Source organism: Nocardia sp. N2S4-5 (assembly GCF_044628355.1).
Classification (GTDB): Bacteria; Actinomycetota; Actinomycetes; order Mycobacteriales; family Mycobacteriaceae; genus Nocardia; species Nocardia wallacei_B.
Window position 1 is genome coordinate 6979964 of record NZ_JBIUPM010000001.1, and the last position, 24780, is coordinate 7004743.

Below are 24780 nucleotides of genomic sequence, written 5' to 3' on the forward strand. Positions count from 1 at the left end.
AACTGTTGTGCTGGCGGGTGTGTCACCGGCGGCGCGGGTCGAGGCGGGGAACCTTCGGCGCGGGCAGCGTCGGCCCTGCTGTGGGAACGGGCGGGCCGGGTGGTTGCAGGTGTGGCGTGGTGCGGGTGCGGGCGGCGGCGCGGATGTGGCGGGCTCGTCCCGGCACCGGTGGGGGCAGTGGTTCGGTGGCGACGGTGCAGGGGGCGGTGTTCTGGCCGTTCACGACCAGGCGGGCGGCGGCGTGGTAGGCGTCGAGGTGGGCCAGGTCGTGCTCGGACAGTTGCGGGCTGGTGTGGCGGGCCAGGTCGCGGGAGTCCTCGGGCGAGACGGCGAAATAGATCTTGTTGCGGGCGTTGGTCGAGACCGCTTCGCGCAGTGTGGGAGTGAGCTGGCCGAGGTTCTGGTGCGCCAGCACCATGGATAGTTTCTGGGCGCGGGCCTCGGCGAGCATGTCCTCCACCGGGGTCGAGGAATGCAGGAAGTTGTGGAATTCGTCGAGGTACAGGGCCGCGTCGCGCCGCTGTGCCTCGGGGGTGTCGGCGCGGGAGGTGGCGGCCTGCCACGTGCGTGCGACCAGCAGCGCGCCGAGGAGCCGGGTGGTTTCCTCCCCGAGGCGGCCTTTCGGTAGGCGTGCGAGGACCAGGCCACCGTGGTCGAGCACCGCGCGCAGGTCGATGGTCGCGGGTCCGCCCGCCAGCGCGGCCTTGACGAACGGGCGGAGCAGCAGGTGGCGGAGTTTGTTCAGCAGCGGGGCGGTGAGCTGGCCGCGTCCGGAGTCGCCGAGGCTGTCGAAGGCGCGCCAGAATCGTTGGACCACAGGGTCTTTGACGTGTGTGGTGAGGCGGGCGCGGTAGGTGTCGTCGGTGAGGAGGCGTTCGACGTCGGCGAGGGAGGCGGGGCGGGGCTGGATGCAGACGGTCTTGAGGCTGTTGCGGAACAGGTCGTCGGTGCGCGGGCCCCAGAACTGGTTGTAGATCCGGGCGAACACGGTCCCGACGTTGTCCACGGCCAGGTCGAGGTCGCCGCCGAAGGTGAGCACGTCGAGGGGGTTGAGGCACGGGGGCCGGCCGGTGGAGGCGGCGTCGAACAACACCACCCGCCCCGCACTGTGCTGCGGCAGACGGGCCACGACGTCGGTGACGAGGTCGCCTTTGGGGTCGATCAGGACCAGGCCGCGCGCGGCGTCGGCGTCGGCGAGGACCATCCGGCCCAGCAGCGTCGATTTCCCGCACCCGGTCGGGCCGAGCACGTGCACGTGATGGCGGGCGTCCGAGACGCGCATCGCGACGTGGCGGCCTCGCTGGGCGTCGGCGCGGCCCAGCGGTTTGGTGCCAGGGCCGCCGAAGGCGATGACCTCGCTGGGTGCCAGGGCGCGGGCTCCGGCCCGGTGGATTTCGGCGATCGCGGTGTCGGTGGGCAGGTGCGCGAGTACCGCCAGCTCCGGGGCCGACAGCAGATCACCGCGCCCGAGCCGCCGCGCGGTGAGCGCCTCCCGCAGCCGGGGATGGCGGCGGCGACGGTAGTGGTTGTGGCCCGAGGCGCCCGACAGATACGACGACACCGCGTGCGCGCGGCCTCGCACCATGGCGGCGACCCGCGCGCAGGTCTGCTTGTCGGCGTCGGCCGGGACGGGCGCGGTGACGGCGTAGCGCACGACCGTGGCCCACTGCGGCCCGACGGCCTTGCCCGCAGCGGCGTGATCTCTCGCGGACTGCTCCAGACCCACCTGCCGATCACCCGACCCATACCCGTGCCTCGGCTGGGGGCGGGCCGGTGTCCTGGCGGCCCGCACCGGTCCCGGCAGGAACAGGCCGACGAATTCCCGCAGGAATTCAGTAAGGAACCCGGCGAATGCTGTTGGTGTGCCGGAGCTGGAGGTGTGCTGGTCGGGTCGGGTGGTGACGGGGCGGGCGAGGACTTGCACGCAGGCGGTGGTGCCGGGGTCCATCGCGGAGGCGGCGTTGATCAGGGTGGCGGCGGGGTCGCCGGGGAAGGCGGTGCGGATGGGCCAGCGGGCGTGCCGCGCGAGCCGTAGTTCGCCGCCCGCGAGCAGGCTGTGCTGCCCGGCCGGGGCCACCGGTAGCGGTGGCGCGGCGTCGGTGGTGTGGGTGCGGGCCCCGCGCCAGGCGACGGTGACGGCGTTTTCCACCAGATGCGGCGGGACACACGAGGGCACCCACACGCGGATGCTCGCGCCTTCGCCGGGACTGATGCGGTATTCGAACCCGAGCAGGTGCTGCCCGGACCACCACCACCGCTGCCACCAGCGGCGGGCGAGCGCGCCGTGCAGGTGTTCCCAGAACACCTGTGCGCTGTCGGGGGCTACCTGCGGCGGGACCAGGATCTCCACCTGCCGCGCCCCCTCGGCCCACCGCTGCTCGCGGCGGCGACGTACCCACACGGTCACCGCGACGCCGCCGAGGACAACGGCGGCCATCGTGGCGGCGAGGGGTATCGCGTGGTGTCCTGCGGCGGTGAGCAGGTGCGGCAGGTGCGCGCCAGGGCGGGTGATCAGCTCCCCGATGAGCCCGCCGTGACCATCGGGACCGGGAGTCGGCTGGGCGCGAAAGTCGATGTGCATCAGGCTGCCTCCTGTTGCGGCTGGTCCCAGCTCCCGCTGTCGCCCGGATGGACGGCGGTCTCCCGTGCGGGCTCGTGGTCGGGGCCGAGGGCACCGGGGTCGCCGACGCCGGCATCTATGCCGCCGGAGAATTCGTCGGCGCCGAGGTCGATGTGGCTGTCGCCGAGGTCTGCGGGGAGGTCGAGGTAGCCGAACTCGTCGGTGCCGGGAAGGTCGTATTCCGGTGACGTGGTGGCGAGCTGGTGTTCGGCCAGCGAGGCGACGGAGCCGAAGACGGTGCGCTGGTGGGCTCCGATGGCGAGTAGGCCCTGGCCGCGGTCGGCGGCGAGCAGGAAGCGGCGCTCGCCGTCGGACAGGTTGAAGGCGTCGCCGACCTGGTCGATGGCTTGCGGGGCTTGCCGGAGCAGGACTTGGGTGGCGGCGTTGGCGACGATCGCCTTCCCGAGATCGGTCGACAACACGTCGGCGGCGTCCTGGGTGGCGACGGTGAGTCCGGCGAAGTATTTGCGGGCGGATTTGGCCAGCCGGTACAGGAACTCCGCGCCGGTCGGCTGCCGCATGAGCAGCCAGGCTTCATCGACCACCACCACCCGTGCCCGGCGCAGGCCCGGGTTGCTGACGCGCCGCCAGGTCGCGTCCAACGCCAGCAGGGTGCCGATGGTTTTCAGTTCGGCGGGCAGCTCGCGCAGCGAGTACACGATCAATTCCCCGTCGACCTGGTGGGTGGTCGGGCCGTCGAGTAGCCCGGCGAACGCGCCTCCAGCGACGTAGGGAGCGAGCCCGGCCGCCAGGTCGGCCGCGACCGGATCGCCGGTGGCGGCGAGCTGGTCGCGCAGCATGCTCAGCGTCGGCGCGGGCCGTACCCAGGTGGCGGGGTCGTCGGTGATCCCGGCCGCCGCATAGGTGGCGGTGACGGCGGTGTCCAGGGCGGCGCGCTGGGCGGAAGTTTGTTCGCCGAGCAGGACCGCGATCACGGTGTGCAGATGCAGCTTGCGGCGCAGCAGCGCGTCGGCGGGGGCGGTGCGGTGACCGGTGCGGTGGTCGAGGTGGATGTCGAGGTCGAAGGGGTTGATGCGGACTTCGGGGGCGCCGAGGCGCAGGTGGGTGCCGCCGAGGGCGTCGCACAGGGCGGCGTATTCGTCTTCGGGGTCGATGACGACGGTCTCAATCCCGCGATATAACGACCGCAGGATCGAGGTCTTCGCCAGGTAGGACTTGCCGGCACCGGAGCGACCGAGGATGACCTCGTTGTGGTTGTGCATCCCGGGGGCGAAGCGGTCGTGGAACAGCAGCCCGGCCGCGCCGTCGCGCCCGTAGAGCACCCCGGCCGGGGTGGTGGAGATCGGGTCGGCGGGCGGGAGTTGCGCGGAGGCGAACGGGACGGCCGCGGCGAGGGCGTGGCTGTCGAAGGTGCGGTGCAGCCGTACCGGATCCAGGCCCAGCGGTAACGTCGCCGTCCACCCGTGCACGGCGCGGTAGGTGAGCGGGCAGGTGTCGATCAGCAGACTCGCCGCCAGCGTCCGCAGCGCGGTGACCTGCCCGGCGAGTTCGCGTTCGCTGGTGGCGTGGACGGTCAGATACAGTCCGGCGCGGAACAAGCGGGACTCGCCGCGGGCGAGCTGCGCGGACAGAGCGGCGGCGTCTTCGGCAGCGACCTCGACAGCCGGATCACCGACCCGGTTGTTCGCCGCCGCCGACGCCAGCGAGGATTCCAGGCGGGCGATCTGACGGCGCAACCGCACGGCAGCGACCTGCGGGTCGATCGGGGAGATGTGCAGGGCGATGTCCACCCGGCCCCCGAACGCGGCCAGCGGCGCGAGCCAGCCGGGAGTCACCTCGCGCGGGTAGCCGGTGACCGCGATCGTAGCGACATGATCCGACCCCACCTGAAGATGCCGCGCGCCGATGGTCAACGACTCCGGCGCGAACTCCACGGCCCCGCCCCGGCGTGACACCCGGCCACGACGGACCCGGCCGCGGCGAGGAGCCGCGTCCGGCCCGTTGTCCTCGTCGTCGAAGTCCGTCACGTCGAACCAGGCGCCGGTGAACTCGCTGGCTGCGGTGGTGATGATCTCGCCAGACCCGGCAGCGTTCGGTGCGCCGAAGGGCACGAGGCTGGCGGGGTTGGTGCAACTGGTCAGGATCGCTCGCGCTTGCGTCTCGTCCAGGGCCCGCACCCCGACCCCGAGGGGTGCGAGCAGGTCGGTGGCGTCGCTGACGCGGGCGAGCACCCGGGTTTCGGCGGCGTGGCGGGCCTGGGCGGAGACCTGGCGGTCGCGGCGGCCACGCGGGGTGAGTCCGCCCAGCGGTGAGGTGGCCAGCCGGGTCGCGGGATCGACGGGTTCGCGCCACACCAGCAGGACCTGGCGTCTGGCGGTGGTGTCGTCGTCGGCCAGCTCGGCCAGATACCGGGCGTGGTCGCGGGCGTACTCGGCCACTTCGAGCGGCATCTGTTCGGTGGCGGCGTGCAGGTCGGTGAGGTGGCCGGTCACGTCCAGGCGTATCGACCGCAACAGGATCTGGACCCCGTGCCCGGACAGGCTCTGCAGCCAGCCCGCGAGCGCGCTCACCAATCCGGCCTGCTCGCCAGGAGTGCGCAGCGCGAGGTTGAGGGTGGTCGCGGCGGCGATCACCGCGATCCCTTCCTCCCCGAGATCGACCACCCCGACCCCGCCGCCGACGCCGGTGCCCGGCGTGACCGCCCTCGGCAGGGTGGCGGTCCGAGAGGTGATCGGGTGGGCGGTGGGCGGGCGCGGCCCGTGCGCGCGGTCGGTCACCCAGCGCGGCACCGCCGCGCCCCGGCCGTCGCCGCCGGGGTGGGCGGCGATCAGGTGCCGGGTCCGCCACCGGTGGCGCAGCCCGGCCACGAGTAGCTGGTCACCGGAGAGCCCGTCGCGGGTGGTGAGCACGAGCGCGGTCGCGACCGCCGCGACCGGGGCCGCGAGCCCGGCGAACACCGTGATCGGCAGCACGGCACGGGTGCTCGCCCACGCCAGCAGCAGGACCAGCCCGGTCGCGGCGAGCAGGGCGAGCTGGCGGGCGGTGAACGGGCCGACGATGCGGTCGGGCCGTTCCACATCCGAGGGAATGCGATAGGAGTTCACCTGGAACCTCCTCCGGTGTCACGCCGCAGGCGGCGGCGCACGGGCAGATCGGGAAGCGGAAGATGCAGCTGCCGACCGGCGGGCCGGGGCGCGGGCGGCGCGATCCAGGCCGGTGCCGGAGGCGGGGCCGGTCGCCGGACCCGGGTCACGCCCAGCGGCAGCACGTACTGGCCCTGCGCGGTCACCTTCGGGCGCGCGTAGACATCCCGAGGCTGTGCCGGTGGCGAGGACTGTTGCGGGGGTGGGAACCGCAACGCCAGCTGGCGGCCCTTCGCGGCCCGCTGCACCGCCGGTACACCGCCCGGAGGACCGGCCGCGGGCGTGGCATTCGCCGGAGACGGACGACGTCGTGCCGGAGGCTTCGTGGCCGGGGTGGCGTAGAACAGCGCGTACTGGCCGTCCGGTCGGGGCGCTTCGCGCGGGAGCGGCCGGGCAGGTTTGGACAGGTCCAGCTCCAGCTGGCGGCCAGTGGTTGGTGACGGCCGCGAGCCTGGGCTTCGGTGACCGGATGTCGGATCGGGCGGCAGTGGTGGCGGTGATTTCCGGGGAGTGCGGGTGAGGCCCTGCAAGGGCAGCAGCATCTGCCCGTTGGCGGCGGTCTGCACGTGCCGGTAGGGATCCGAGGCGTCGCTCTCGGGCTTGCGCGAGGTGGATTTGTGTGTGGCGGTGGTGGATCGGTGGCGGAGCAGCCCGAAGGTCTTGTAGGTGAGGTAGCTGCGGACCATGCCACCGGCCAGGGAGCGGCCTGAGCCGATCCGCATCGCCGAGAGCATCCAGAACGGGATCTTTGCCAGCACCCCGACCAATGCGATCGCGACGATCAGATCCACGATCCCGCCGTCGGAGTCGCTCGACATCCGCCAGCCACCGGGAGTCAGGAACACGCGGGCCGCGGTGATCAAGGTCAAGCTCTGCACGACCTGGATGGCCAGGCACGCCCCCATCGACCGCCACCACCAGCGGGCGATCGGCTCGGTGACCGGCAGCGCATGACACATCAACGCCAGCGGTGCGGCCACGATCAGCACGATCGTCACCGCGACCCGGATCACGTACCCGACCAGCAAGCCCACGACCAGCACGACGAGCACCACCGCCAGCAGCAGCCCGAACAGGCCGATCATGCTGTCGGAGTTCACGGTCACCAGCTGCCGCAGCGCCTGCCCGGCCGAATCGGGATCGACCCCGTCCCCGGCGACCGCGACCGACAAGGCGTTCACCGCCCGCACGGCCTGCGTGACCAGCGGGAAGCTCAGCGCGGCGGCGATCATGCCCAACACCAGGCCGGGGACGATCTCGCGCAGCGACCACCGTTCCTGCAGGGTCTGATACGACATCAGCAGCAGCCCGGCGGCCATCACCAGCAGCCCGTACAGCGTGAGAGTGATCTGCCACGACGAGGTCCACAACTGACCGACCCGCGGCAGGCTCGCCGGGTCCGGCGTCGCCAGCAACGTGGTCGACAGCAACTCCAGCAGCGGGTTCAACGCCGAGGACACCAGCGTGGAGAAGAACCCATCCATTGCCTTGACCACGCAGCCACTGATGTTGTCCAGGCCGCACTCGGGCTCGGGAGCGGCGAGCGGACCCTGCTGAGGGTCGGAGGGTTGAGCGCACCCGCCACCGGCCTGCGCGCACGGCACTCCTGGCGACGGTGCCGGTGCCGTCGGCGCGGTGGTCGGCGGTGTCGGTGTCGCCGGAGTGACCGGTGCCGGTGTCTGCGGGCGCGGGACGGGCACGGCCGGGGAGGTCGCCACAGGTGGCGGCGTGGTGGTATCCGGGCTCGCCCAGACCGGGGCGGCTCCGGCCGCACAGATCAGGACGGACAGCACCATCAGCAGCCAGCACCACCACGCTCCTCGCAGCGGGCCGTGCCGGGCAGGACGGGCGGACACGGTGATCGGCATGGCTCAGCCCCCCACGAGTGACTTGAGGACGGCCACGACGACCGGGGCGAGGATGGCCAGGCAGTAGCCGATCATCGCCGCGCGCAGCGCCGCCTTGGCACGCTCGACCTCGCCGGCGTCCCCGCCCGAGAGCAGGTACCGGGCACCGCCGACGGTCAGATAGGTCGTGGCGATCGTGGCCAGAATCGCAACCAGCCAATTGCGGAGATTGTCGGCGACCTCGTTGAGCGACCCCGCTACAGCCAGCACCTCCGGTGCGGCGTGGGCTCGGCCCGCCGCCGCACACACGGTGATGACGATGAGGGCCTCGGCGGTGGCGATGCTCCCGGCCCGGTGGTGAGAACGGCGGCGGGTGTGGTGCGAGCCGGTGGCCTGAGTGGTCGAGGGCGGGGTATCGGGGGAACGGGGGGTTATGCGCATCGGGGGTCCTCCTCCGCGGTGGTGGGGTCCGCGCTGGGCACGGACTCGGGCATGGGGAGGACTCCTGGTTCGCGCCGGTGTGTGGACATTGGTCGTGCGGAGTCCCGTCGCCGAGTCGCTGGTGCGGGGTGCGGCGTGAGGTGGTCGAGCGCAGCGGTTTCGACGTCGCTGGACGTTTGTGTGTCGGCGAGACGCTGACGTAGCCACACCGCAAGGCGTTGTTCGGCACGTCGGCGGCGTTTGGCGAGTGCCTCGTAGCCGGTCGCGGTTTCGGCAGCGACGTGGGTGAGCCGCCGGTGGTTCAAGCGGGTGTCGGCGATCAGTATCGCGTCGGCGGTGCTGATCACGCCCTCGCCGACGGCGAGGGCCAGCAGCTGCTCCGGATGCCCGTGGGGCGGGGAGGAGACGATGTGGTCCTTGTCGGGGATCGGGCCGTCGTTGAACCACAGCACCGGGATCGGTGCCTGCTTGCGCTCACGTACCGGCGGGCAGGTCCGATGAAAGGTGGCCCACCGCAACCGACTCGCGACGTTCGGGCGTGTCAGGTCGATCTGCGAGACCGCGCCCAGGAACGCCACAACCACCATCGACTCGGTGTCGGCGCGATGGGTCGGGTGCCCGCACAGCCACGCGGCGACCTTGTGCAGCATCGGCAACGCGGTGCCCACGCAGACCAGCACCGCGGTCTCGTCCCTGGTCCGCGCCTGCTCGATCAGCTGTACCCAGACCGCATCGACCTCCCCGGCCGGAACGCGCGGAGACAACAGCCGCCCGGCCAGCCGCCCGGCTTTCATCCGGTCCCAGCCCGGCGGCAGGCCCCCAACCGGCCGATCCGCCAGCTCACTGAACCGTTTCCGGATCACTGTCAGCGGCCTCGGCGCCATACCGCCTTCCGGGCTTGGTGAATTCGACATCGCAACTCCTGTGCTCGGTGAACTCGACCGGGCAAGGAAATGTGACGGCGTCCACACAACCGTGTCAGAAGAACCTCACAACGAATTCAAAAGAAGCTCCGAGCGAATTCACCACCAGATTCAGGCACTGATAAACCCGGGTGAGGCAGCGGCGCACGCCCTGTCGGACCTCGGGTCATGAAATGGCTGCTACCTGCGGTGAATGTGTCGTGTTGCGCCGGTGTGGCACCGCGCGCGACTGTCACACCAGTGCCACACGAACCCGTGTCACCCAGCCTCGAAAATCTTTGACCGGACGCCGAACCGCAGCGGGCACCTTGCCGTCGCGGATCTCCTTGCCGACTGCCGATGCTGCTGCGCTCGGGATGGTCGAAAGAATTTCTCTCGATGGATGTCCGGAAACCGGTCGCGGAACAGAGTCCTCCCGCTGAACCACCCCTGTTCACTCGCCGACCGGAACGAGGTACATCCGATGACCGCACGCAAGCCCGCCCGCACGAGCCGACCCCGCACCGCGACCACATTGACCCACTCGACGCTGTGGGCGTGCGGGCCCACCCCGATCGAGGTGGCCGACTCCTGGCCGCCCCGCGTCCTGGCCCGGAGTCTGCTCGAATACAGCGCCCCCGACGACCGCGCCCTGCTGATGCCCCGCACACCCGCCGCCGAGCGCCTAGTCGGTGACCTCGGCCGCATCCTCGCACCCGCACCCGGGCAGACCCAGCTCGCCGACACCGACCTGATCATCGCCGCGACCCTGCCGGGCGCGCCCGGCCTTCGCCCCTGGATGGTGGCCGACGTGGCCGCATCCCGGCTCCGGGCAGGAGGACTGCTGGTGGTCCTGACCCGCAGCCACCACGACCACGACGGTGTGTTCCACGACCTGACCGGCGACCTGGTCACCGCCGCCCAGAACACCGACCTGCTCTATCTGCAACACCTCGTCGCCGCCCCCGTCCACGACGACGAGATCGTCCCCACCCCCGCACACCCCGGCCCCGCCGAGAGTCCGGCCGGTTCCGGCGACCCGGGCGACCCCGGTGAGACCGGCCCGGCCGAGGTGGCCGCCACCGAACCAGTGCACATCGATGTCCTGGTCTTCCTCCAACCCCACGACCTCACCGCCACCGCATGAGACCCGGACCCCGCCCGTCCGCGCCCCCAGCGCACCATTGCTCGCTACTGAAAGGTGATCCGCACATGTCTGCCCCCGACACCACGCCCAGCCACACTCCGGACACCACCCCGACGCCGGTGTCGGTGTGGGCGACCGCCCAGGCCAGCCCCGCTGCCCAGCGCGGTTCCCGCTACACCCGCGACTCGTCGGCGCACCCGGCGAAAATGCTGCCGCGCATCGCCGCCGAGGCCATCACTCGCTACAGCAATCCCGGCGACCTGGTGATGGACCCATGTGCGGCATCGGCACCACCCTGGTCGAGGCCGTCCACGCCGGCCGCCGCGCCATCGGCATCGAGTACGAGAACCGCTGGGCCGCGATCGCCCGCGACAACCTCGCCCTCGCCGCCGACGCCGGGCACGACACCGACGCAGTCGTCTACACCGGCGACGCCCGCAAACTCGCCATCGTGCTGCCCGAGGAGCTGCGCGGCGCCGTCGACCTGATCGTCACCTCGCCCCCGTACGGCGACTCGATTCACGGGCACGTGCGGGTCCGTGCCGGGGAAGGAGTCCGCAAACATAACCACCGCTACGGCAACACCCTCGATCGCGGCAACCTCGCCAACGTCGGCGTGCCCCGCCTACTGTCCGGATTCACCCGCATCCTCACCGCCGCCGCCGACTACCTCACACCCGGTGGTCACGTCGTGGTCACCGCCCGCCCCTGGCGGCAGCACGCGGAGCTGGTCGATCTGCCCTCGCTGCTCACCCGCTGCGCCGCCACCGCCGGGCTGGTGCCCGTCGACCGCGCCGTCGCGCTGCTGGGGCGGCTGACCAACAACGACATCGTCGCGCACCCCAGCTTCTTCCAACGCGATTTCGTCCGCAAAAATCGTTCCGCGGGCCTGCCCCTGGCACTCATCGCACACGAAGACGTCCTGGTCTTTCGCGCCGAGGCAACTCACCGGACCACGCCTGAAGCCAGCCGCTTCCGACCACACTCGACGCTACGAGCCATCCCGTCGCAGGAGACGGGACAAGCCGGAGACCTGGCAGCTTAATCTCCAACGATCTGGTCCCGGGGGAGCGGAGAGACGCTCCGCCCCCCGGGGTCAACGGATCTTCGTAACGCCAGACGACGCCCCGGCCGACCGAACCGTTCGGCCCCGGCGGGCCCGGCGCGGTAGCCGGGGAGCCGGTGGCCCTTTGTGGTGCCCAGGATTGCCCGCTGCGCGTGTCGTCGATGGTTTCCGAATACGAATACGGTCCCGGGGATCGGTGGCCGACAGCGGCGCGGCAAAAGATTCCGCTTGACAAATTCGGGTTCACGGAGCGTCCATTACGATCCGCGCCGACATTTCACCGATATCGGAATCGGCACACCCGTTTCACGGAATGAGTGACGTCTCCGATATCCGATGGCGACGCGAAAGAAGCCCGGGAACCATTCCCGCCCGAAGTCGGGAAGGTACCGCCGGAAGAAGGAGTGGCGATGAACGAAAAAGCCTTAGGAGGAACGATTATGCCGATACACGGCCGAGAAGAATCCCGTCGATCGCGCCGATGTGTCGGTTCGCGGTCGGGCGATATCGACGGCAAACGGTGGCTCACACGGGAGGAAGCGGGCGACTATCTAGGCGTCCACCCTCGAACCTTGGCGAACTGGGCTGCCAAGGGGCATGGTCCCCGCTACTCGAAGCCGTCCGGTACCGCGTGCATGTACCAGATAACGGATCTGGACGCCTATCTCGCGGCCCACATGGTCCACACCGAAGAACAGCCCGAGGCCGCGTAAACCACGCCGAAGAAAGGGGAAGTCCAATGCCAAGAGCAGCCACCGAACTCGGCACCTACGGCGATATCGGCACCAAGGAACAGGACGACGGGAATTGGAGGGCGTGGGCCACGTTCCGAGACTACGACGGCAGAAACCGTCTCGTGGACGCCTTCGGGTCGACAGAGAACAAGGCCAAGAACGGGCTGAGGAAGAAACTCTCAGCCCGTCAGCGACAGTACAAGGGCCGCACGCGCGGCAAGGTCACCCGGGATGCCCGGCTTACGGTTCTGATGGACATGTGGCTCGACGAGATGAAACGAGACGAAGGTGTAAGCCAGCAGTCGTATGACCTGTACAAGCGCGAGATAGACGCGAGCGACGACAAGCGCGCCGCCACGCACACAGTCAAACTACGGCCTGCTCTCGGCAACCTCCGTGTCTGGGAAGCCGACACGGGCCGACTCGATGAACACATCCAGTCGCTCGTCGCCGCCGGGCTGAAGTCGAAGGCGCGATTGCACAAAGTCATCCTGACCGGCGTCATGGGGACAGCGGTCCGGTACGGCGTCCTGCCGGAGAATCCCGTGCGCGACACCTCGCGCATGCGCAGACGTAAGACCAGACCGCACGCCATCGAGCGGGAACGTCTGGAGGGATTGCGCGCCCAGCTTCGGGAATGGCTGGCAGGCAACGAGATCCCGGGAACGCCCCCATACACGCACGGTCCCCGCCGGAGCCGGGTCGTCGTGGATGTTGCCGACCTGATTCTCGGCTCTGGCGTCCGGCCGGGAGAAGCGCTCGCGGCTTCCTGGTCGCAGTTCGATCTCGAGACGGAACCGGCGACGTTCACCGTCTCTGCGACGGTTGTCAGGATCGCTGGCAAAGGATTGTTTCGGCAGGAGTGGACCAAATCCGACGCGGGACACCGAGTCATCGCTCTTCCCGAGTTCACGACCCGCATGCTGAAGCGGTTGCACGCCGACCCGGAGCATGCGCGGATGTGCGCGGTGAAAGCGCTCCGCGAAGTGGGTGGCACCGTAACGGAAGTGGAGGATCACGTCCCGCTGGTGTTCCCCGGCAGGGGCCGAGTGCTCCGCGATCCGCACAACTTCAACCGGACATGGCGGGACGCACGCGGCACCCTGTACAAGGACGTTACCCAGTACACGTTCCGGAAGACCGTCGCTACGCTGATCGCCGAAGCATCGGATTCGAAGACGGCCGCCAAGCAGCTGGGGCATTCGCGTGAGAGTGTCACCGAGCGGCACTACATCGTGTCGCCCGAGCAGGCACCGGATTCGTCGGCGGTGCTGGAACTTGGGTTGGGGCTGGGAATGACCAGCTGACGAAACCCCGGCGCTGAATTCTTGGCGTGTTCTTGGTGAAAGCCCAGTCCGACCGGACTGGGCTTTCGGCTGTCAGCGCTTGACCTGGCGTTTTATGCTCCCCCATCTGGACTCGAACCAGAAACCTGCCGGTTCGTAGTTATTGCGGTTACAGCCACCCATTTCGGTCTGAGATTGAAATGGGGTTCGCATGTCCATCACCGTCTGTCCGTTCGACAACAACACTCGGGTAGATCGCACCGTAACCGGTCGGGTAACCGACCAAGATCAGCGACACGCCAGCAACCACAAGTCGTCGGATGCCGCCGAAGACTCACCGGCACCCCGGTTGTGTGCGGTCTGCGACCATTCCGACTGGCTACATGACGAGCTTCCGACCGACCACGAGTTCATACCGAAATCGGTCGCTAGCAACGACGCGGACGCACAAACCACCGATGACAACTCCGCATCGTCAGCAAACGGGCCAACAACGAACCGTCGCAGCGTCGTTGAGAATCTGGAGTTCGCCGCGTTGTCACGGCGAATCATCCGGGCGTACGCGCGGCGTGTCGGCGCGGCCGATCCGGCAGCGCTCGCCGAGCTTGTAGCGCTACAGAACTCGGTCGATGAGGCAATGGGTAAGGTCGTGGCCGGACTTCGGGCAGCCGGGTACTCATGGACGGACATCGCGCGAGAACTCGGCGTGACACGGCAGGCAGCGCGGCAGCGCTGGCAGGCGGCGGCGTCGCGATGACCGACAATTCCGTTAGTAGCCGTGCTGTTGTTAAACCTTCAAATAGCCTTGGTTACATGGGAGGTACACGGCAGGATCGCTCGTCACATAAGCCTGGACCAGCACCTTGGGCAACTCCCCCGGGTTGGTTAGCGGCCATCGACTCGTTCACTACTCGTTTGCTAGTCGGGGGTGCGCGCGCTGATACTGTGCGATTGCGCGCGCGCCATATGCAGCGGTTGGCCCGGGCCACCGGCCTGCCGACGCCAGCCGATGTCACCAGAGACGAACTGTTCAAATGGGCAGGCGCGCAGACCTGGCAGACCGAAACACGCCGGAGTTACTACCAGACGTTCCGCGCCTTTTGGGCCGTCGCTGTCCGGGAAGGACACGCTATCAACAACGTTGCCGCTGACCTGCCGGTTGTGCATATGACGACCCCCGACGCGAGACCGACGCCGTACCGGGTATACCGCCACTCTTTGATGCTGGCGGAACCGCGCGAACGGTTGATGCTGCGTCTATCAGCAGAGGCAGGGATGCGCAGAGGGGAAGTCGCGCAAGCACATTCGTCGGACCTCATAGAAGATGACGACGGCTGGTGGATTCGCGTACACGGCAAAGGAGGCAGAGACCGCACAGTGCCGCTCCTGGATGATTTGGCAAGCGAACTGTGCGTACTCGGAACCGGATATTTCTTTCCGGGCCGACACGGGGCCGGGCATTTGACCCCCGGACACGTCGGCTTTTTGATAGGCCGACTATTCGACGACCACACCATGCACCAACTCCGTCACATGTTCGGCACCCGGACCTACCGCGTCAAGCGGGATCTGTTCGTGGTACAGGCTTTGCTAGGGCACGCGAGCCCTGTCACGACACGGCGGTACGTGAAGACACGACATGAAGACTTGCGGTCAACCGTCGAGGCAGCCCAGTACGACTGAACCCGGGGACGCACCACGGTCCAAACGGCCTCGTACGACTAGCATCTTTGAATGGCCCCGGTCCGTCCCCTTCGGATCGGGGCCTTACGCATCCTGCGCGCGCATCTCCGGGTCGACTTGGCGCAGCATCAGGGCCAGCCATTCGGTCCGACGATGCTCGGTGGGCATCGCCGCCACCCCTTGCGCAGCCTCACGCACAGCGTCGGCATTGCGCCCTAGCAGTGCCAGCACGACGCCTCGATGCACAGACCAGAACCCTGCCCCGTACCAGTAGGCGGACGCGGGCGGCTCGATGCTGTCCGCCGACTCCGCCCCCCTGTCTGCCAGGGCCAGCGCCTTGCCCACCTGCCGTGACTCACCTTGCAGGGCAAGAAGTTCGGCGCGCTGGTACCGGCCGTACACACCGAGAACCGGATGCACGCCTCGTACCGCCAGCGCGGCGTCCGACAAGGCGGCGGCGGCGCCGTAGTCACCGCGCTCCATGGTCACGTATGTAGTGAAGAACAGTCCGTGTGCAAGCCGGTCCGGGTCGCCGGATTGCTGAGCCAGGTTCACGGCGTTGCGGAGGCTGCGCCGGGCGGCGCTGCCACCCCCGGTCGCGTGCTCCAACCATCCTCGGTACTGGTCGATCTCCGATGCGAGACCCGCCGCCGTAGCCTGTGCCGTACGCGCCTCACGGGCGAAGGTCTCGGCCATGTCCGACATACCTCGCACCGCAGGGAGCACCGCGACAGCCCCGGTTGCGTCTTCGATACGGCGAGTAGCCGCCAACATCACCGCCACGTCTTCCAGTGCAGCAGTGTCCACGCTGGCGGGTGACTTAGCCACGGCCGTGAGCCGTTCCAAGGTCGAATCCAACGCTTTTTCGTATGCCGCGAGCACAGCGGCAGGCACCGCACGCTTGCCGGACTCAATCAGGGATAGATACGCCGCAGAGTAGTGGGTCCGCCGGGCAATTTCGCGTAGTCCCACACCCGCCGCCTCACGGGCAGTGCGGAGCAGCGAGCCAGGTTCCATGGGTCCCTCCCGCGTCGGCCGACAGCAAACACATGTCAACACCATATCCGTATTCACCCCGATTACGCACGCATAGCGTGTCTTTCAGCCCCGCCACCGGGTGTCGGTCTCCGGTGGCGGGTGCTAACCAGACGACAACCAGCAAACAGGGGAGCCATGCAGACGCACAACGCACGCTGGTGGGTATGAAGCCCGGCATAGCTAACGAACATCAAGCACTACCGCAACGGATTCCGTTCGTCGGTCCGTCGGTTGCGTACTCCGGCGCACCAGCGGAGACGGTCGAGCAGTTCGCCGATGCCGTCCGTAAGTGGGCGACCGCGCCCGAATCGTCCCGGTGCCGGGTGTCGAGTCCCCCGGCACCGGGATTCACCAACGAACCGATGGGGTGTGGGATGAGATGGGATGAAGCGCTCATAGCCAGGGTTGATTGCCGCAATCGCGACTGGCCCCGTTCCAGCATCACGGCTGCGCATAACGCGATGCAGGTACATCGGGAGTGCAACGTCGGTGAGTGCGCAGCGAAGACAGCAGCGTTCCAATTCTTGGCGGACGCGCGCAAACTCGTGCCCGATTCGGGGCGTACGCGATGAGTTCCGACCCGGAGGACTCCGGGTATAGGGCATTGCTTCACGACGCCGACGGATGGTCGGTCGTTGACGAGTACGGCTTCGCGACGCCGGTCGACATGGCCGAACTCGGTGCGGGCGTCGCCTTCGGGCTGGTCGAGTTGAACGATCCTCGCGTTATTGATGTCGAACCGCTCTCGGTGCGCGACCGCGAAGACGGCGCACCGGTCGAACTCGAGTGTGGGCAGGATTAGGACCTGACGTAGGTCATGGTGAGCCGTCCGCGTACGTCGGCGAACATCTGTTGACCGCCCGACAGAACCCCGCCGCTGTCTTGTGTAACCAGTAGGCGCACAACGTCATTGGCTGCAAGACGGCGGACGCCGGAGCACTGCACGATGTTGTCCCATGCGTTGGCGTTCTCGGCGCTCGCCAGGATCGCCCCGGATGCGGCGGTGTTGTTCTTGGTGATCTTGACTGCGCGGCGGCCGATGTCGTTGCCTGCCCATGTCCATACAGCTTCGATGAGGTAGAGCCCGGCGACGCGGCACGTGAGCCCGGTGCTCGAGTACTGGGCCGCCGCGCCGTCGGGACGGTAGTCCCATTCTGCGGATTGCCACGTGACGATTGTGTCCTGTGCGTTGTTGACGTTGAGTGCCGACGTGCGGATTGCCGATGCGCTCGACGGGACCAGGGCGGGTGTACCGGCGGGCCCCTGTGGCCCGTCGGGGCCCTGCGGTCCGGTGGGTCCGGTGGCACCGGCCGCGCCCGTGGCACCGGTAGGGCCCTGTGGCCCTTGCGGTCCGGTGGGCCCTTCCGGGCCCTCGACGGCCCCGAGGTCGTGCCAAGCGGCCCCGTCCCATACATGTAGGTGCCCGTCGTCGGTGGTGTACGCCGCGCCCGCGTCGTCTGCGGTCAATGTGGGCAGCTGGTCGGCCGTGGCAACGTGCCCGCGCAACGCGATGCCGTCGCCGGTGTCGCCTTTCGGTCCGGCGGGGCCCTGCGCCCCTTCGGGACCTTGCGCGCCAACGGGGCCGGTGGGTCCGATCGGGCCCTGTGGGCCCTGCGGACCGATGGGGCCCTCAGGGCCCGGCGCTTTGCTGATCTGAGTGAGCACGGTGTCGACTTTTTCCATGCTCGCCCTGATCTGGGTGGGGTAGCTGGCCACCGGGTCGTCTCCGGTGGCGTAGGGCAATTGGTAATTGGGCGTCTGTCCGGCCATTGTTATCAGTCCTCACCTACGTAAACAACTCGGTCGGGTACGTCGTACATATCGGATGCGGTGAGACCGGGGTCTAAATACACGGTCGGTCCGTCGAATGGCACGCTGGGTGAATTAGCCCATGTGATCGGTGTGTGCTTTGAGTAGTCTCCGCACCATTTCGGGTTGATGGTGATTTCCCAATGATCTTGCCGCCAGGTGATACGGCCTCCGCACGCCTGTATTTGGTTGTTCAAATTCAGTCCGGCCGTCAATGCGGAACCGCCTATGACGATTTCGCCGGGATTCTCGTAGGCGCGTGTCATGCATTTTGCGTTTTCCAATGACAGGAATCCGCCGTTTATTCCGGTATTCCATGTGATCGGCGGAAGTTTCGGCGGGTGCATATTACCGGAGTACATCGAATATAAATCGTTGCCGACCTGTTCGATAATGTTCGGGGCCGACAACCAGGAGGTATATCGCATGGTGCGCCGCCGCCCACCGTCGGACCCGTCCACGATGAGAATTGCATCGGCATCACTGGGCGTCTTGTAGTCCGCGGCGATCGTGTTTATAGCGGATGAAGTGGTCGAATCCAGTTCCGCGGAGCCATTGTCGAAATAGCATTCTCGCCCCGGCATGAAACTGGATTCATAGGTTATTCCGTCGTACACATTGTTATCCGGCCGGTAGGTGACAACCGCGCGGTGGCGCGCGTCGGCATCGGTGTAGGCGTACCAGTATCGCGTCTGTGGATCGACCCACCGGCGAACTCCTCGGATCGTGTTCTGATCATGGCAGTAGGTCCACCAGTTACCCAACGCCATGTAGAAAGCGTCCATCCATTGGCGCAGATTAGTTCCTTGGGTGTCGTATATTCCGCACGGCCATTCGGTGGTTTGTGGTTCGAAATAGACGCCCTCGAGGGAGACACCGCCCGTATTGGCGTTGTCTTTGATGAGGTTCGCCCGGATGAGCATGTTGTCGTTGTGTGACAGAGTGTTCGGTCCGAATTCGATATTGACCAGATCGGCGATTTTATCGCTTCCGGTGAGGGTGACTATGAATCCGCGTGAGAGTTCTGCCGGAACGCCGGGGTGCGGGCCGACTGCGATGCGGTACGAGGAAACGCGGCCGGTGAAGAATTGAAACGTGGTGCTCTGGTGATCCCATTGCAACAGCATCGGTCGGCCGACGAGTGTGCGGGTGAAATTCAGATCACCGAGCGGCACCCAGATGCGGGCCGTAGCTGTCGCGGCGGCCACCGATTCGTCTTCGGCGAGGCGGCCCCACGTCAACACGAGTTCGTCAATGGCGACGTTGGTGGCGGTGCCACGCCCGCCGTTGCGTGGCAGCGCGGCACCGTCGAGCACGATCCAGGGTTGCGGCATGATCCTGGGCATCAGCCGCTCACTGTCGCGATGTTGCGGGAACCGGTCATGCCGCGTAGCCGCGCGTCGTCGGTGAGCACGCCCCGAATGGTGCGGGCAACCCCTTGCGGGTCTATCGCCCCTTCGACGGTGATGTTCACCGTCTGCATCACCGTGGGCCCGACCGGGGCCCCGCCGGTGGGAGCGAACGCCGTGGCCAAACCACCGGCGGCGAAGGTCGGCACCGGTGGCGGGGCGGCGAAGCTCGCGCCGGGGGTCGCGGCGAAGTGCAGCCAGGACGGCGGCGACGGCCATTTGATTCGCCCTATCCAACCGATCAGGCTGGAAATCGCGGAGATGACACCACCGATCGCGGCCGACACCGCGCCCATGCTCGCGGACACCGCGCCCGCCATCACCTGAGCGAGCGCGGTTGCGGCACCCACGAGAGTGAGGATCAGCGGCGAGAGCTGCACCAGCAGATCCGCCAACGGCGGTAGCAGCGACGCCACCAGCACAGTGAACGTCGGCAGCAACGGCACCACCGCCACCAGCAGATCAACGAACGCCGAGACCAGTTGCGGCAGTATCGGGGCCACGGTGTTGATCGCCTGCACCAGGGCCCCACCCACCTGGGCGGCGACTTGCGCCATGACCGGCGCTAGTTGGGTGAACAGCGACGCTATCACCGGCAGCAGCGGCAGCAGTGCGGCTGAAAGTGCTTGTGCCACTTGCTGAAACGCGGGCGCAAGCGCGGACACGAACTGTGCCAGACCGGTCACTAGGATAGCGGCCAGCTGCGCCAGCGGCGGAATCAGTGGGGCCAGCGCGGCGAGCAGCTGCGCGAACGCTTGCGCGACGACGGGCAGCACGGGGGCCAGGGCGTCGAACACCTGCACCAGGGCGGTACCGATGATGCCTGCCATCTGTTCGAGTGCGGGTGTCATTCCCTCGATCGCGGTTCCCAGTGCGGTGAACAACCGCCCGAGCACGGGCCCTATCACCGCGCCGAGACGCCCGAGCAGTTCGACCACCGGGCCCAGCAGCGACCCGAGTCCGGTCAACGCGTCGGCGAACCCGTCGACCAACCGCGTGAGTGTGCCGTCGGCGGCCAGTCGTTCGAACGCGGCACCGATCGCCCCGAGCGCCCCACCGAACGCGGCCCCGAGCTTGTCCGCGACGGGGGCCGCCGCCGCACCGATCGACAAGATTCCTTGGGTGAGCTGAGCCAGACCGGGCCCGAGCGCGGCAATGAATTTCTGTGCCCCGTCCAGCAATTGGTCCAGGGCCGCCGCGCCGGGCCCGGCGAGTTGCCCGACGACGGCCGATGCCACCGATGCCACCGACGAGGCAACGCGTTGCATGGCCGGGGTGATGCGGTCCAGAATGTCACCGACTTGGGTGAACGTCCCTGCCAGTTCCGTTGAAAAGGTTTGTGATACAGCTTGTTTCAGACGACCGAACGCGGGCGCGGCGGCTTGTGCGGCCTGTTTGATGCCGTCGAGTCCCAGCGCTACGGCCGCGATCGCCGGGGCGGCGAGCGCACCGAGCGCGAGCAACCCGATACCCACCGACCCGACCGCACCGGCGGCAGCGGCGAGCGCACCGGTCAGCGCGGCGGCCTTGGTCGTCGCGCGCCCGATGCGGTCGATTGCGCGTCCAGCCGCTACCGCGCTGCGGGCCAACCGATCAGCTTCGGCCTGGGCGCGGCGGAAACCAGAACCCGTGAGTCTGCTGACTATGCGCACTGCGAGTACTGCGGTACTACCTCGCGCCACGTTTCACCTCCGCCGCTTGGGTTTCCAGAATTTCCAGTGCCGTCGCGATCGCGGCCGGGGGCTGTCGCCACCACACATCCGGGTCGGTTCCGGTGGCGATCGCCAGTCCGACGACTAGGCGGCCGTAGTCGTCGGCGGGGTAGGGTCCACCTCACCGGCGGACTCGTCCAGCTCGTACACGCTCACGTCGCCACAGAACGAGTCGTAGCCCTGTGGGTACAGCCGAAGTCGATACAGCGCCGCCCAGCACAGGAACCGCAACCACAGGTCCGGGTCGTCTTGCTGGGTGGGCCATTTGTGGCGGGGCGCGACTTCCGACCAGCGTTGCCGGTCCGCGCCGATGATCTCGATTCCGGTGTGCTCGGTGCCGTCGACCATCAGCACATCCACGGTGATGCGTTGCAGCTTGCCCACGGGGTCACACTCCTCTCACGCGCCCGAGCGCGATATCACGGTTTCGTTCGAATTCGTTGAGCCACAACGGTTCTACGGCGCGCATGTGGTCGTAGAAGAACGGTTGCGCACGGATGTTGCGGGCGGGCCACCCAAAGTTCTGTACGGCCGCGTACACGGAATGTGTGACGACGGTCGGCCCGTCGGCGCGGATCGAGCGGCGTAACCGTCCGCTCGCCCGAGGTGCGGCGGCACGGGCCGCGCGCGCGGCGATCCGCGCCGCGCGTTTGCTCGGTTCGGTCGACCGCATTCCGCGCTGTGCGGTGGCCGTGGTGCGAGTGAAGCGGGCGTGCCCGTCCAACCGGCCGGGCATTACGGTGTCGCCGGTGGCACCAGTTGCGGCAACCCGACCACATCCCACTCGAAATCGGCCGTGGCGGTTTTGCCGACTTCGCCGCCGATCTTGGTCGGATCGATGACCAGTGATCCGCTGAAACCGTTGGTGTCCGACTTCGGCGAGTACTGGAACGGGACCGTCTTGCCCGCGTTGCTCAGCGTGTAGAGGGTGATACCGGCGTCGGTGATGTCTTGGACCAACGTGCCGGTGAGCGTCCACGTGTAGGTCACATCCCCGGGGATCGTGTCACCGCACAACACCTTCAAGGCGTCTTCGCTGTCCTTGCCCGGCACAAGTGCGATGTCGGAGAACTGGCACGAGAAATCGGTTTCGGTGCCGGTCTCGCCGAGCTTGAGCGTTCCGGGGCCGACCTTGTAGGACTTGACAGGCATAGTTGTTGTCTCCTAACAGATTTCGCGGGTGGTGGTGATCCGGTACGCGGGCAACGGTTGCCCCGATTGAGTGAGGGTGATCGCCTCATTGATCACCGTCGGTTCGGTGGGCTCGAGCACCACCAGGGCGCGACTCAGCAACGCCGACAGCGCGGCGTGCGTGATGTCGGGTGGCCGGTCGGTCGCGATCAGCCACACCGCGACCGTCAGCACGACACCGCCCCCGAGCAAGGTGTGTTCGATCTGGGTCGGCTGCACCCACGCACACGGCGGATTCAGTTTCGCCGGATCGAGGTTCGCGCGAATCCCTTGTGCCCGAAGGGTATCCACTATTTCGGTCATGGTCTCGGATACGTCGGGCATCATCCGACCTTCGGGGGCAAGTGGTTGCCGAGTCCGATCATGGCCGCGATATCGGGATCGTTGCGCATCACGTAGAACGCGCCGAACTCCCCGGCCGACTCCACTCCCGACGGGGTGCCGCGCCGTCGCCACATCCGCGCGGCCAGCATCGTCGCGCCGTGGCGCAGGTGGGCGGCCCACGGTGCGCCGTCGGCGGGTGCGTCCAACCATGTCGCCACCCTCGAGGCGACAGCGTTGGCTGTCGCCTCGAGGTAGGCGGTATCGACGGCCGCGCCGTCCTCGTCCAACGCCAGATAGGCGCGCACGAGTTCCGGTGTGGTCAGCGGTTCGGTCATTACACGCCCGGCTCAGCAGGCTTCGCCCAACTGACTTTTACCAGTCCGGCGGCCCTGGTGAGCAGATGTGCGGTGTAGCCGAATACCGCGCGATCGATACCGCCGCGCGCCAGGTCGATCGCGTCGACGCGGATCGGTGATCCTGGCAGTTCGTAGAACGTCACGGCTGGTTTCGCGCCCACGATCACCGTTCCGGCGGGCACCAGCTCCGACGGCACGAACGCTTCCGGCCGGATACCGAGCTGCGCCAGGAACGCCGGGGCGTCGAGCTGCGCGAAGTCCAACAGCGATTCCATGTCCGCATCGTTGACCAGGGCGAACGATGCGCGGCCCCGTGTGCCACGCAACACCGCTTGGTTGCCGCGTGCCACCGCGCGCAGCAAATCCGGTGCGGTGCCTGCGATCTGGGTTGCGTTCGCGACTACGAATGCTGCCGCGTCGGCGTCGGTCTGGTAGGCGTAATCCTCCACAGCCGCGCGCAGGAACGACGCCATGAACTCAGAGTCGTTGAAATCCAAGAACTTTCGGTCGAAGTCCCACCCGGCAGCCCACCGACCGGCCTCCACGTCCACGGGTTCGGTGGTCGGGGTGTTCGTCGGAATCTCGGTCTTGTTACCGGTGTACTTCGCGACGGCGGGCCGGGTGACCCACCGCCACCCGACCATCTTCCAGTTGGTCAATGCCCGGTTGGTCAGTAGCGGGATGATCGTGCGCTGATACGCCGCGCCGCTCCACAACTCACCCAGCCAGGCCGGTTGCGTCACGGTCGGGGTGAACGCGGTAGAGGTGATGTCGGCCAGCGCGAACGACGCGGTGGGGGCTTCGCCACGCATCACGTTTTGCAGGTAGTCGGCTACCTGTCCGAACGTCGGGGCCCGCTCGATGACCTGCACACCGACCGGACGGCGCGCGGACGCGGCGAACGCGATCGGCGCGACTTCGGTCGGGGCCGGTGCCGGAGTCGGCTCCGTGCGCGGCACACCGTTGCCGGGGTCGGGGGTGACCACGGTCGTGGTCTGCTCGTCCTCGGTGGTGGTCTGCTCGTCGGGGGTGGTGGTCTGCTCGGTCACTGTCATCTCCTGGGGGTGGTCGGAATAGGTGACGGTCAACACGCGGGCGTCGGCGAACGCGGGAGTCGGTACCAAGGCGACGGCGGCGAGCTGGGCGCGGCGCACCGTGCCGTCCGGGCCGCGATCCAATCGGCCGTCGATCTCGATCGACAGCCCGTCACGCACCCCTTGCGCGTCGGTGAGCGCCTGGTCCCCGTCGGGGCCCTCACCGATGGCGAACGTGCAATACAGCCCATCGGGGCGGTTCTCGACGTGCGTCAGCCAACCCACCGGCGTACCGATGCCGTACCGGTCGCGGTGATCACGAAACAGCTTGACGCGCTTGAGGTCTGAGGGAACGACAATCGATCCGGGGGCGAACCTCGTCGGCCCGACCGACCCGTTGCCGAGCACCCCGAACGTGACCGCGACACCGGTGATTTCGCGGCGTCCGCGATCGCTGAATACCGCGTGCCCGGTCGTGACGGTGGTTGTCATCGTGGCCCCTTCGGTTTCGTCGCGGCGGCCAGCAGCGGGGCGACGGCCCGTAGCCACTGCTCTACCTCCGGTATCGCCAGAACCCTGGTGATGATGGCGTTTCCGGCCAGCGCGGCGGCCAGCACGAGCGCGGCGCGCGTCTGCCCGAGGTGGGTCACCAGCAGCGGCACCAACGGTCCGAGACCGACCAGCGTCGCGGCCGTCGAGCGCACGGTGGTGCGCGTCGGGTGCGTGCACTGTGTCGGCTGCGGTGACTGCGGGCGCAGCGGCCGGGGCCCGGTCACGGTCGACGTGTTCCCGTGCGTGCGTGCGCCGGGCGGGGTCGTTCCGCGGTGACCGCATTCACGACCGCCATCAGCAGTAACAGCACCCCGGAGGACACCACCAGCGCGCCCGTGGCGATCGCGAATGTCAGGACCAGGAACCACATCACTAGTGCCCCTCGATCTGCGCGAGCACGGCACGCGCGCCCGCGTCCCCGGCATCGGCCAACCGGCGCACCACTGCCACCGCGTCGGGGACACCGAGCAATGCGGCACGCTCCACCGACAGTTCGTGAACGCGTGCGTCCACGTTCAAGACCAT

At 68.0% G+C, this 24780-nt stretch carries 24 protein-coding genes; 7 read left to right on the forward strand and 17 right to left on the reverse strand.

The genetic code is table 11. The features are described from left to right. Positions 1-22: 22 nt before the first annotated feature. Genes ACFMRZ_RS32325 through ACFMRZ_RS32345 form a run of 5 tightly spaced genes read right to left on the reverse strand, consistent with a single transcriptional unit; the run spans position 23 to position 8926 of the window. On the reverse strand, positions 23-2581 hold the full coding sequence (locus ACFMRZ_RS32325; RefSeq protein WP_400182019.1) for a type IV secretory system conjugative DNA transfer family protein: 2559 nt from the start codon (positions 2579-2581) through the stop codon (positions 23-25). Then, a complete protein-coding gene (locus tag ACFMRZ_RS32330; protein WP_400182020.1) occupies positions 2581-5685 on the reverse strand; it encodes a PrgI family mobile element protein in 3105 nt (1034 codons plus the stop codon). The genes ACFMRZ_RS32325 and ACFMRZ_RS32330 overlap by 1 nt, the downstream gene beginning before the upstream one ends. After that, positions 5682-7592: a hypothetical protein gene (locus tag ACFMRZ_RS32335; RefSeq protein WP_400182021.1), complete on the reverse strand. Its 1911-nt coding sequence runs from the start codon at positions 7590-7592 to the stop codon at positions 5682-5684. Before ACFMRZ_RS32335 ends, ACFMRZ_RS32330 begins: the two co-directional genes overlap by 4 nt. A 3-nt stretch (positions 7593-7595) precedes the next feature. Continuing rightward, positions 7596-8012: a pilin gene (locus tag ACFMRZ_RS32340; RefSeq protein ID WP_400182023.1), complete on the reverse strand. Its 417-nt coding sequence runs from the start codon at positions 8010-8012 to the stop codon at positions 7596-7598. Continuing rightward, entirely contained in the window at positions 8003-8926 is a 924-nt protein-coding gene (locus ACFMRZ_RS32345; RefSeq protein ID WP_400182025.1) for a hypothetical protein, read from the reverse strand. Before ACFMRZ_RS32345 ends, ACFMRZ_RS32340 begins: the two co-directional genes overlap by 10 nt. A 472-nt stretch (positions 8927-9398) precedes the next feature. On the opposite strand from ACFMRZ_RS32345, the gene ACFMRZ_RS32350 reads away from it, so the two are divergent. The 6 genes from ACFMRZ_RS32350 (at position 9399) to ACFMRZ_RS32375 (ending at position 14830) form a co-directional block, all read left to right on the forward strand. Beyond that, a complete protein-coding gene (locus ACFMRZ_RS32350) occupies positions 9399-10061 on the forward strand; it encodes a hypothetical protein (protein ID WP_400182026.1) in 663 nt (220 codons plus the stop codon). Positions 10062-10335: 274 nt separating this feature from the next. Next, positions 10336-11106, forward strand: a complete 771-nt coding sequence (locus ACFMRZ_RS32355; protein WP_400182027.1) for a TRM11 family SAM-dependent methyltransferase — start codon at positions 10336-10338, stop codon at positions 11104-11106. Between the two features lie 461 nt (positions 11107-11567). Next, positions 11568-11840, forward strand: a complete 273-nt coding sequence (locus tag ACFMRZ_RS32360) for a helix-turn-helix transcriptional regulator (RefSeq protein WP_400183021.1) — start codon at positions 11568-11570, stop codon at positions 11838-11840. Positions 11841-11866: 26 nt separating this feature from the next. Further along, positions 11867-13168, forward strand: coding sequence for a tyrosine-type recombinase/integrase (locus tag ACFMRZ_RS32365; RefSeq protein ID WP_400182028.1), 1302 nt, complete (start codon positions 11867-11869; stop codon positions 13166-13168). A 190-nt stretch (positions 13169-13358) separates the two neighbouring features. Next, entirely contained in the window at positions 13359-13904 is a 546-nt protein-coding gene (locus tag ACFMRZ_RS32370; RefSeq protein WP_400182029.1) for a hypothetical protein, read from the forward strand. A gap of 194 nt (positions 13905-14098) precedes the next feature. Then, complete coding sequence (locus ACFMRZ_RS32375; protein ID WP_400182030.1) at positions 14099-14830, forward strand: tyrosine-type recombinase/integrase; 732 nt, start codon at positions 14099-14101, stop codon at positions 14828-14830. Between the two features lie 84 nt (positions 14831-14914). On the opposite strand, the gene ACFMRZ_RS32380 is transcribed toward ACFMRZ_RS32375, so the two are convergent. Continuing rightward, positions 14915-15892 (reverse strand): helix-turn-helix domain-containing protein, encoded by a 978-nt coding sequence (locus ACFMRZ_RS32380; RefSeq protein WP_400183022.1) that lies wholly within the window; start codon positions 15890-15892, stop codon positions 14915-14917. 469 nt (positions 15893-16361) lie between these two features. Between ACFMRZ_RS32380 and ACFMRZ_RS32385 the strand changes: the two genes are divergently transcribed. Further along, entirely contained in the window at positions 16362-16670 is a 309-nt protein-coding gene (locus tag ACFMRZ_RS32385; RefSeq protein WP_400182031.1) for a hypothetical protein, read from the forward strand. Here ACFMRZ_RS32385 and ACFMRZ_RS32390 read toward each other — a convergent pair. The 11 genes from ACFMRZ_RS32390 to ACFMRZ_RS32440 all read right to left on the reverse strand — a co-directional run bounded on the left by ACFMRZ_RS32390 (position 16667) and on the right by ACFMRZ_RS32440 (position 24625). Continuing rightward, positions 16667-17638 (reverse strand): hypothetical protein, encoded by a 972-nt coding sequence (locus ACFMRZ_RS32390; protein ID WP_400182032.1) that lies wholly within the window; start codon positions 17636-17638, stop codon positions 16667-16669. The genes ACFMRZ_RS32385 and ACFMRZ_RS32390 overlap by 4 nt on opposite strands. 5 nt (positions 17639-17643) lie before the next feature. Further along, a complete protein-coding gene (locus ACFMRZ_RS32395) occupies positions 17644-19023 on the reverse strand; it encodes a hypothetical protein (RefSeq protein WP_400182033.1) in 1380 nt (459 codons plus the stop codon). Next, positions 19023-20675, reverse strand: a complete 1653-nt coding sequence (locus ACFMRZ_RS32400) for a hypothetical protein (protein ID WP_400182034.1) — start codon at positions 20673-20675, stop codon at positions 19023-19025. The genes ACFMRZ_RS32395 and ACFMRZ_RS32400 overlap by 1 nt, the downstream gene beginning before the upstream one ends. 207 nt (positions 20676-20882) lie before the next feature. Further along, positions 20883-21182: a hypothetical protein gene (locus ACFMRZ_RS32405; RefSeq protein ID WP_400182035.1), complete on the reverse strand. Its 300-nt coding sequence runs from the start codon at positions 21180-21182 to the stop codon at positions 20883-20885. Between the two features lie 4 nt (positions 21183-21186). Further along, positions 21187-21534 carry a hypothetical protein gene (locus ACFMRZ_RS32410; protein ID WP_400182036.1) on the reverse strand — a complete coding sequence of 116 codons (348 nt, stop codon included), beginning with the start codon at positions 21532-21534 and terminating at the stop codon, positions 21187-21189. Beyond that, the gene (locus ACFMRZ_RS32415) at positions 21534-21950 is read right to left on the reverse strand and encodes a hypothetical protein (protein WP_400182037.1); all 417 of its coding nucleotides are present in this window, start codon (positions 21948-21950) and stop codon (positions 21534-21536) included. Before ACFMRZ_RS32415 ends, ACFMRZ_RS32410 begins: the two co-directional genes overlap by 1 nt. Positions 21951-21962: 12 nt before the next feature. After that, on the reverse strand, positions 21963-22313 hold the full coding sequence (locus tag ACFMRZ_RS32420) for a hypothetical protein (protein WP_400182038.1): 351 nt from the start codon (positions 22311-22313) through the stop codon (positions 21963-21965). Then, positions 22313-22648 carry a hypothetical protein gene (locus ACFMRZ_RS32425; protein WP_400182039.1) on the reverse strand — a complete coding sequence of 112 codons (336 nt, stop codon included), beginning with the start codon at positions 22646-22648 and terminating at the stop codon, positions 22313-22315. The genes ACFMRZ_RS32420 and ACFMRZ_RS32425 overlap by 1 nt, the downstream gene beginning before the upstream one ends. Further along, positions 22648-24195 carry a hypothetical protein gene (locus tag ACFMRZ_RS32430; RefSeq protein ID WP_400182040.1) on the reverse strand — a complete coding sequence of 516 codons (1548 nt, stop codon included), beginning with the start codon at positions 24193-24195 and terminating at the stop codon, positions 22648-22650. Before ACFMRZ_RS32430 ends, ACFMRZ_RS32425 begins: the two co-directional genes overlap by 1 nt. Further along, complete coding sequence (locus ACFMRZ_RS32435; RefSeq protein ID WP_400182041.1) at positions 24192-24479, reverse strand: hypothetical protein; 288 nt, start codon at positions 24477-24479, stop codon at positions 24192-24194. Before ACFMRZ_RS32435 ends, ACFMRZ_RS32430 begins: the two co-directional genes overlap by 4 nt. Next, positions 24476-24625, reverse strand: a complete 150-nt coding sequence (locus ACFMRZ_RS32440; protein WP_400182042.1) for a hypothetical protein — start codon at positions 24623-24625, stop codon at positions 24476-24478. The genes ACFMRZ_RS32435 and ACFMRZ_RS32440 overlap by 4 nt, the downstream gene beginning before the upstream one ends. Positions 24626-24780: the final 155 nt, after the last annotated feature.

Excerpts from the sequence above, each read along its gene's own strand:
- ACFMRZ_RS32380 (WP_400183022.1), bottom strand. The coding sequence starts at position 15,892 with ATGGTGTTGACATGTGTTTGCTGTCGGCCGACGCGGGAGGGACCCATG.
- ACFMRZ_RS32410 (WP_400182036.1), bottom strand. The coding sequence starts at position 21,534 with ATGCCCGGCCGGTTGGACGGGCACGCCCGCTTCACTCGCACCACGGCC.
- ACFMRZ_RS32370 (WP_400182029.1), top strand. The coding sequence starts at position 13,359 with ATGTCCATCACCGTCTGTCCGTTCGACAACAACACTCGGGTAGATCGC.
- ACFMRZ_RS32420 (WP_400182038.1), bottom strand. The coding sequence starts at position 22,313 with ATGCCCGACGTATCCGAGACCATGACCGAAATAGTGGATACCCTTCGG.
- ACFMRZ_RS32425 (WP_400182039.1), bottom strand. The coding sequence starts at position 22,648 with ATGACCGAACCGCTGACCACACCGGAACTCGTGCGCGCCTATCTGGCG.
- ACFMRZ_RS32365 (WP_400182028.1), top strand. The coding sequence starts at position 11,867 with ATGCCAAGAGCAGCCACCGAACTCGGCACCTACGGCGATATCGGCACC.
- ACFMRZ_RS32360 (WP_400183021.1), top strand. The coding sequence starts at position 11,568 with ATGCCGATACACGGCCGAGAAGAATCCCGTCGATCGCGCCGATGTGTC.
- ACFMRZ_RS32340 (WP_400182023.1), bottom strand. The coding sequence starts at position 8,012 with ATGCGCATAACCCCCCGTTCCCCCGATACCCCGCCCTCGACCACTCAG.
- ACFMRZ_RS32335 (WP_400182021.1), bottom strand. The coding sequence starts at position 7,592 with ATGCCGATCACCGTGTCCGCCCGTCCTGCCCGGCACGGCCCGCTGCGA.
- ACFMRZ_RS32345 (WP_400182025.1), bottom strand. The coding sequence starts at position 8,926 with ATGTCGAATTCACCAAGCCCGGAAGGCGGTATGGCGCCGAGGCCGCTG.
- ACFMRZ_RS32440 (WP_400182042.1), bottom strand. The coding sequence starts at position 24,625 with ATGTGGTTCCTGGTCCTGACATTCGCGATCGCCACGGGCGCGCTGGTG.
- ACFMRZ_RS32395 (WP_400182033.1), bottom strand. The coding sequence starts at position 19,023 with ATGCCCAGGATCATGCCGCAACCCTGGATCGTGCTCGACGGTGCCGCG.
- ACFMRZ_RS32355 (WP_400182027.1), top strand. The coding sequence starts at position 10,336 with ATGTGCGGCATCGGCACCACCCTGGTCGAGGCCGTCCACGCCGGCCGC.
- ACFMRZ_RS32350 (WP_400182026.1), top strand. The coding sequence starts at position 9,399 with ATGACCGCACGCAAGCCCGCCCGCACGAGCCGACCCCGCACCGCGACC.
- ACFMRZ_RS32430 (WP_400182040.1), bottom strand. The coding sequence starts at position 24,195 with ATGACAACCACCGTCACGACCGGGCACGCGGTATTCAGCGATCGCGGA.
- ACFMRZ_RS32325 (WP_400182019.1), bottom strand. The coding sequence starts at position 2,581 with ATGCACATCGACTTTCGCGCCCAGCCGACTCCCGGTCCCGATGGTCAC.
- ACFMRZ_RS32415 (WP_400182037.1), bottom strand. The coding sequence starts at position 21,950 with ATGCCTGTCAAGTCCTACAAGGTCGGCCCCGGAACGCTCAAGCTCGGC.
- ACFMRZ_RS32390 (WP_400182032.1), bottom strand. The coding sequence starts at position 17,638 with ATGGCCGGACAGACGCCCAATTACCAATTGCCCTACGCCACCGGAGAC.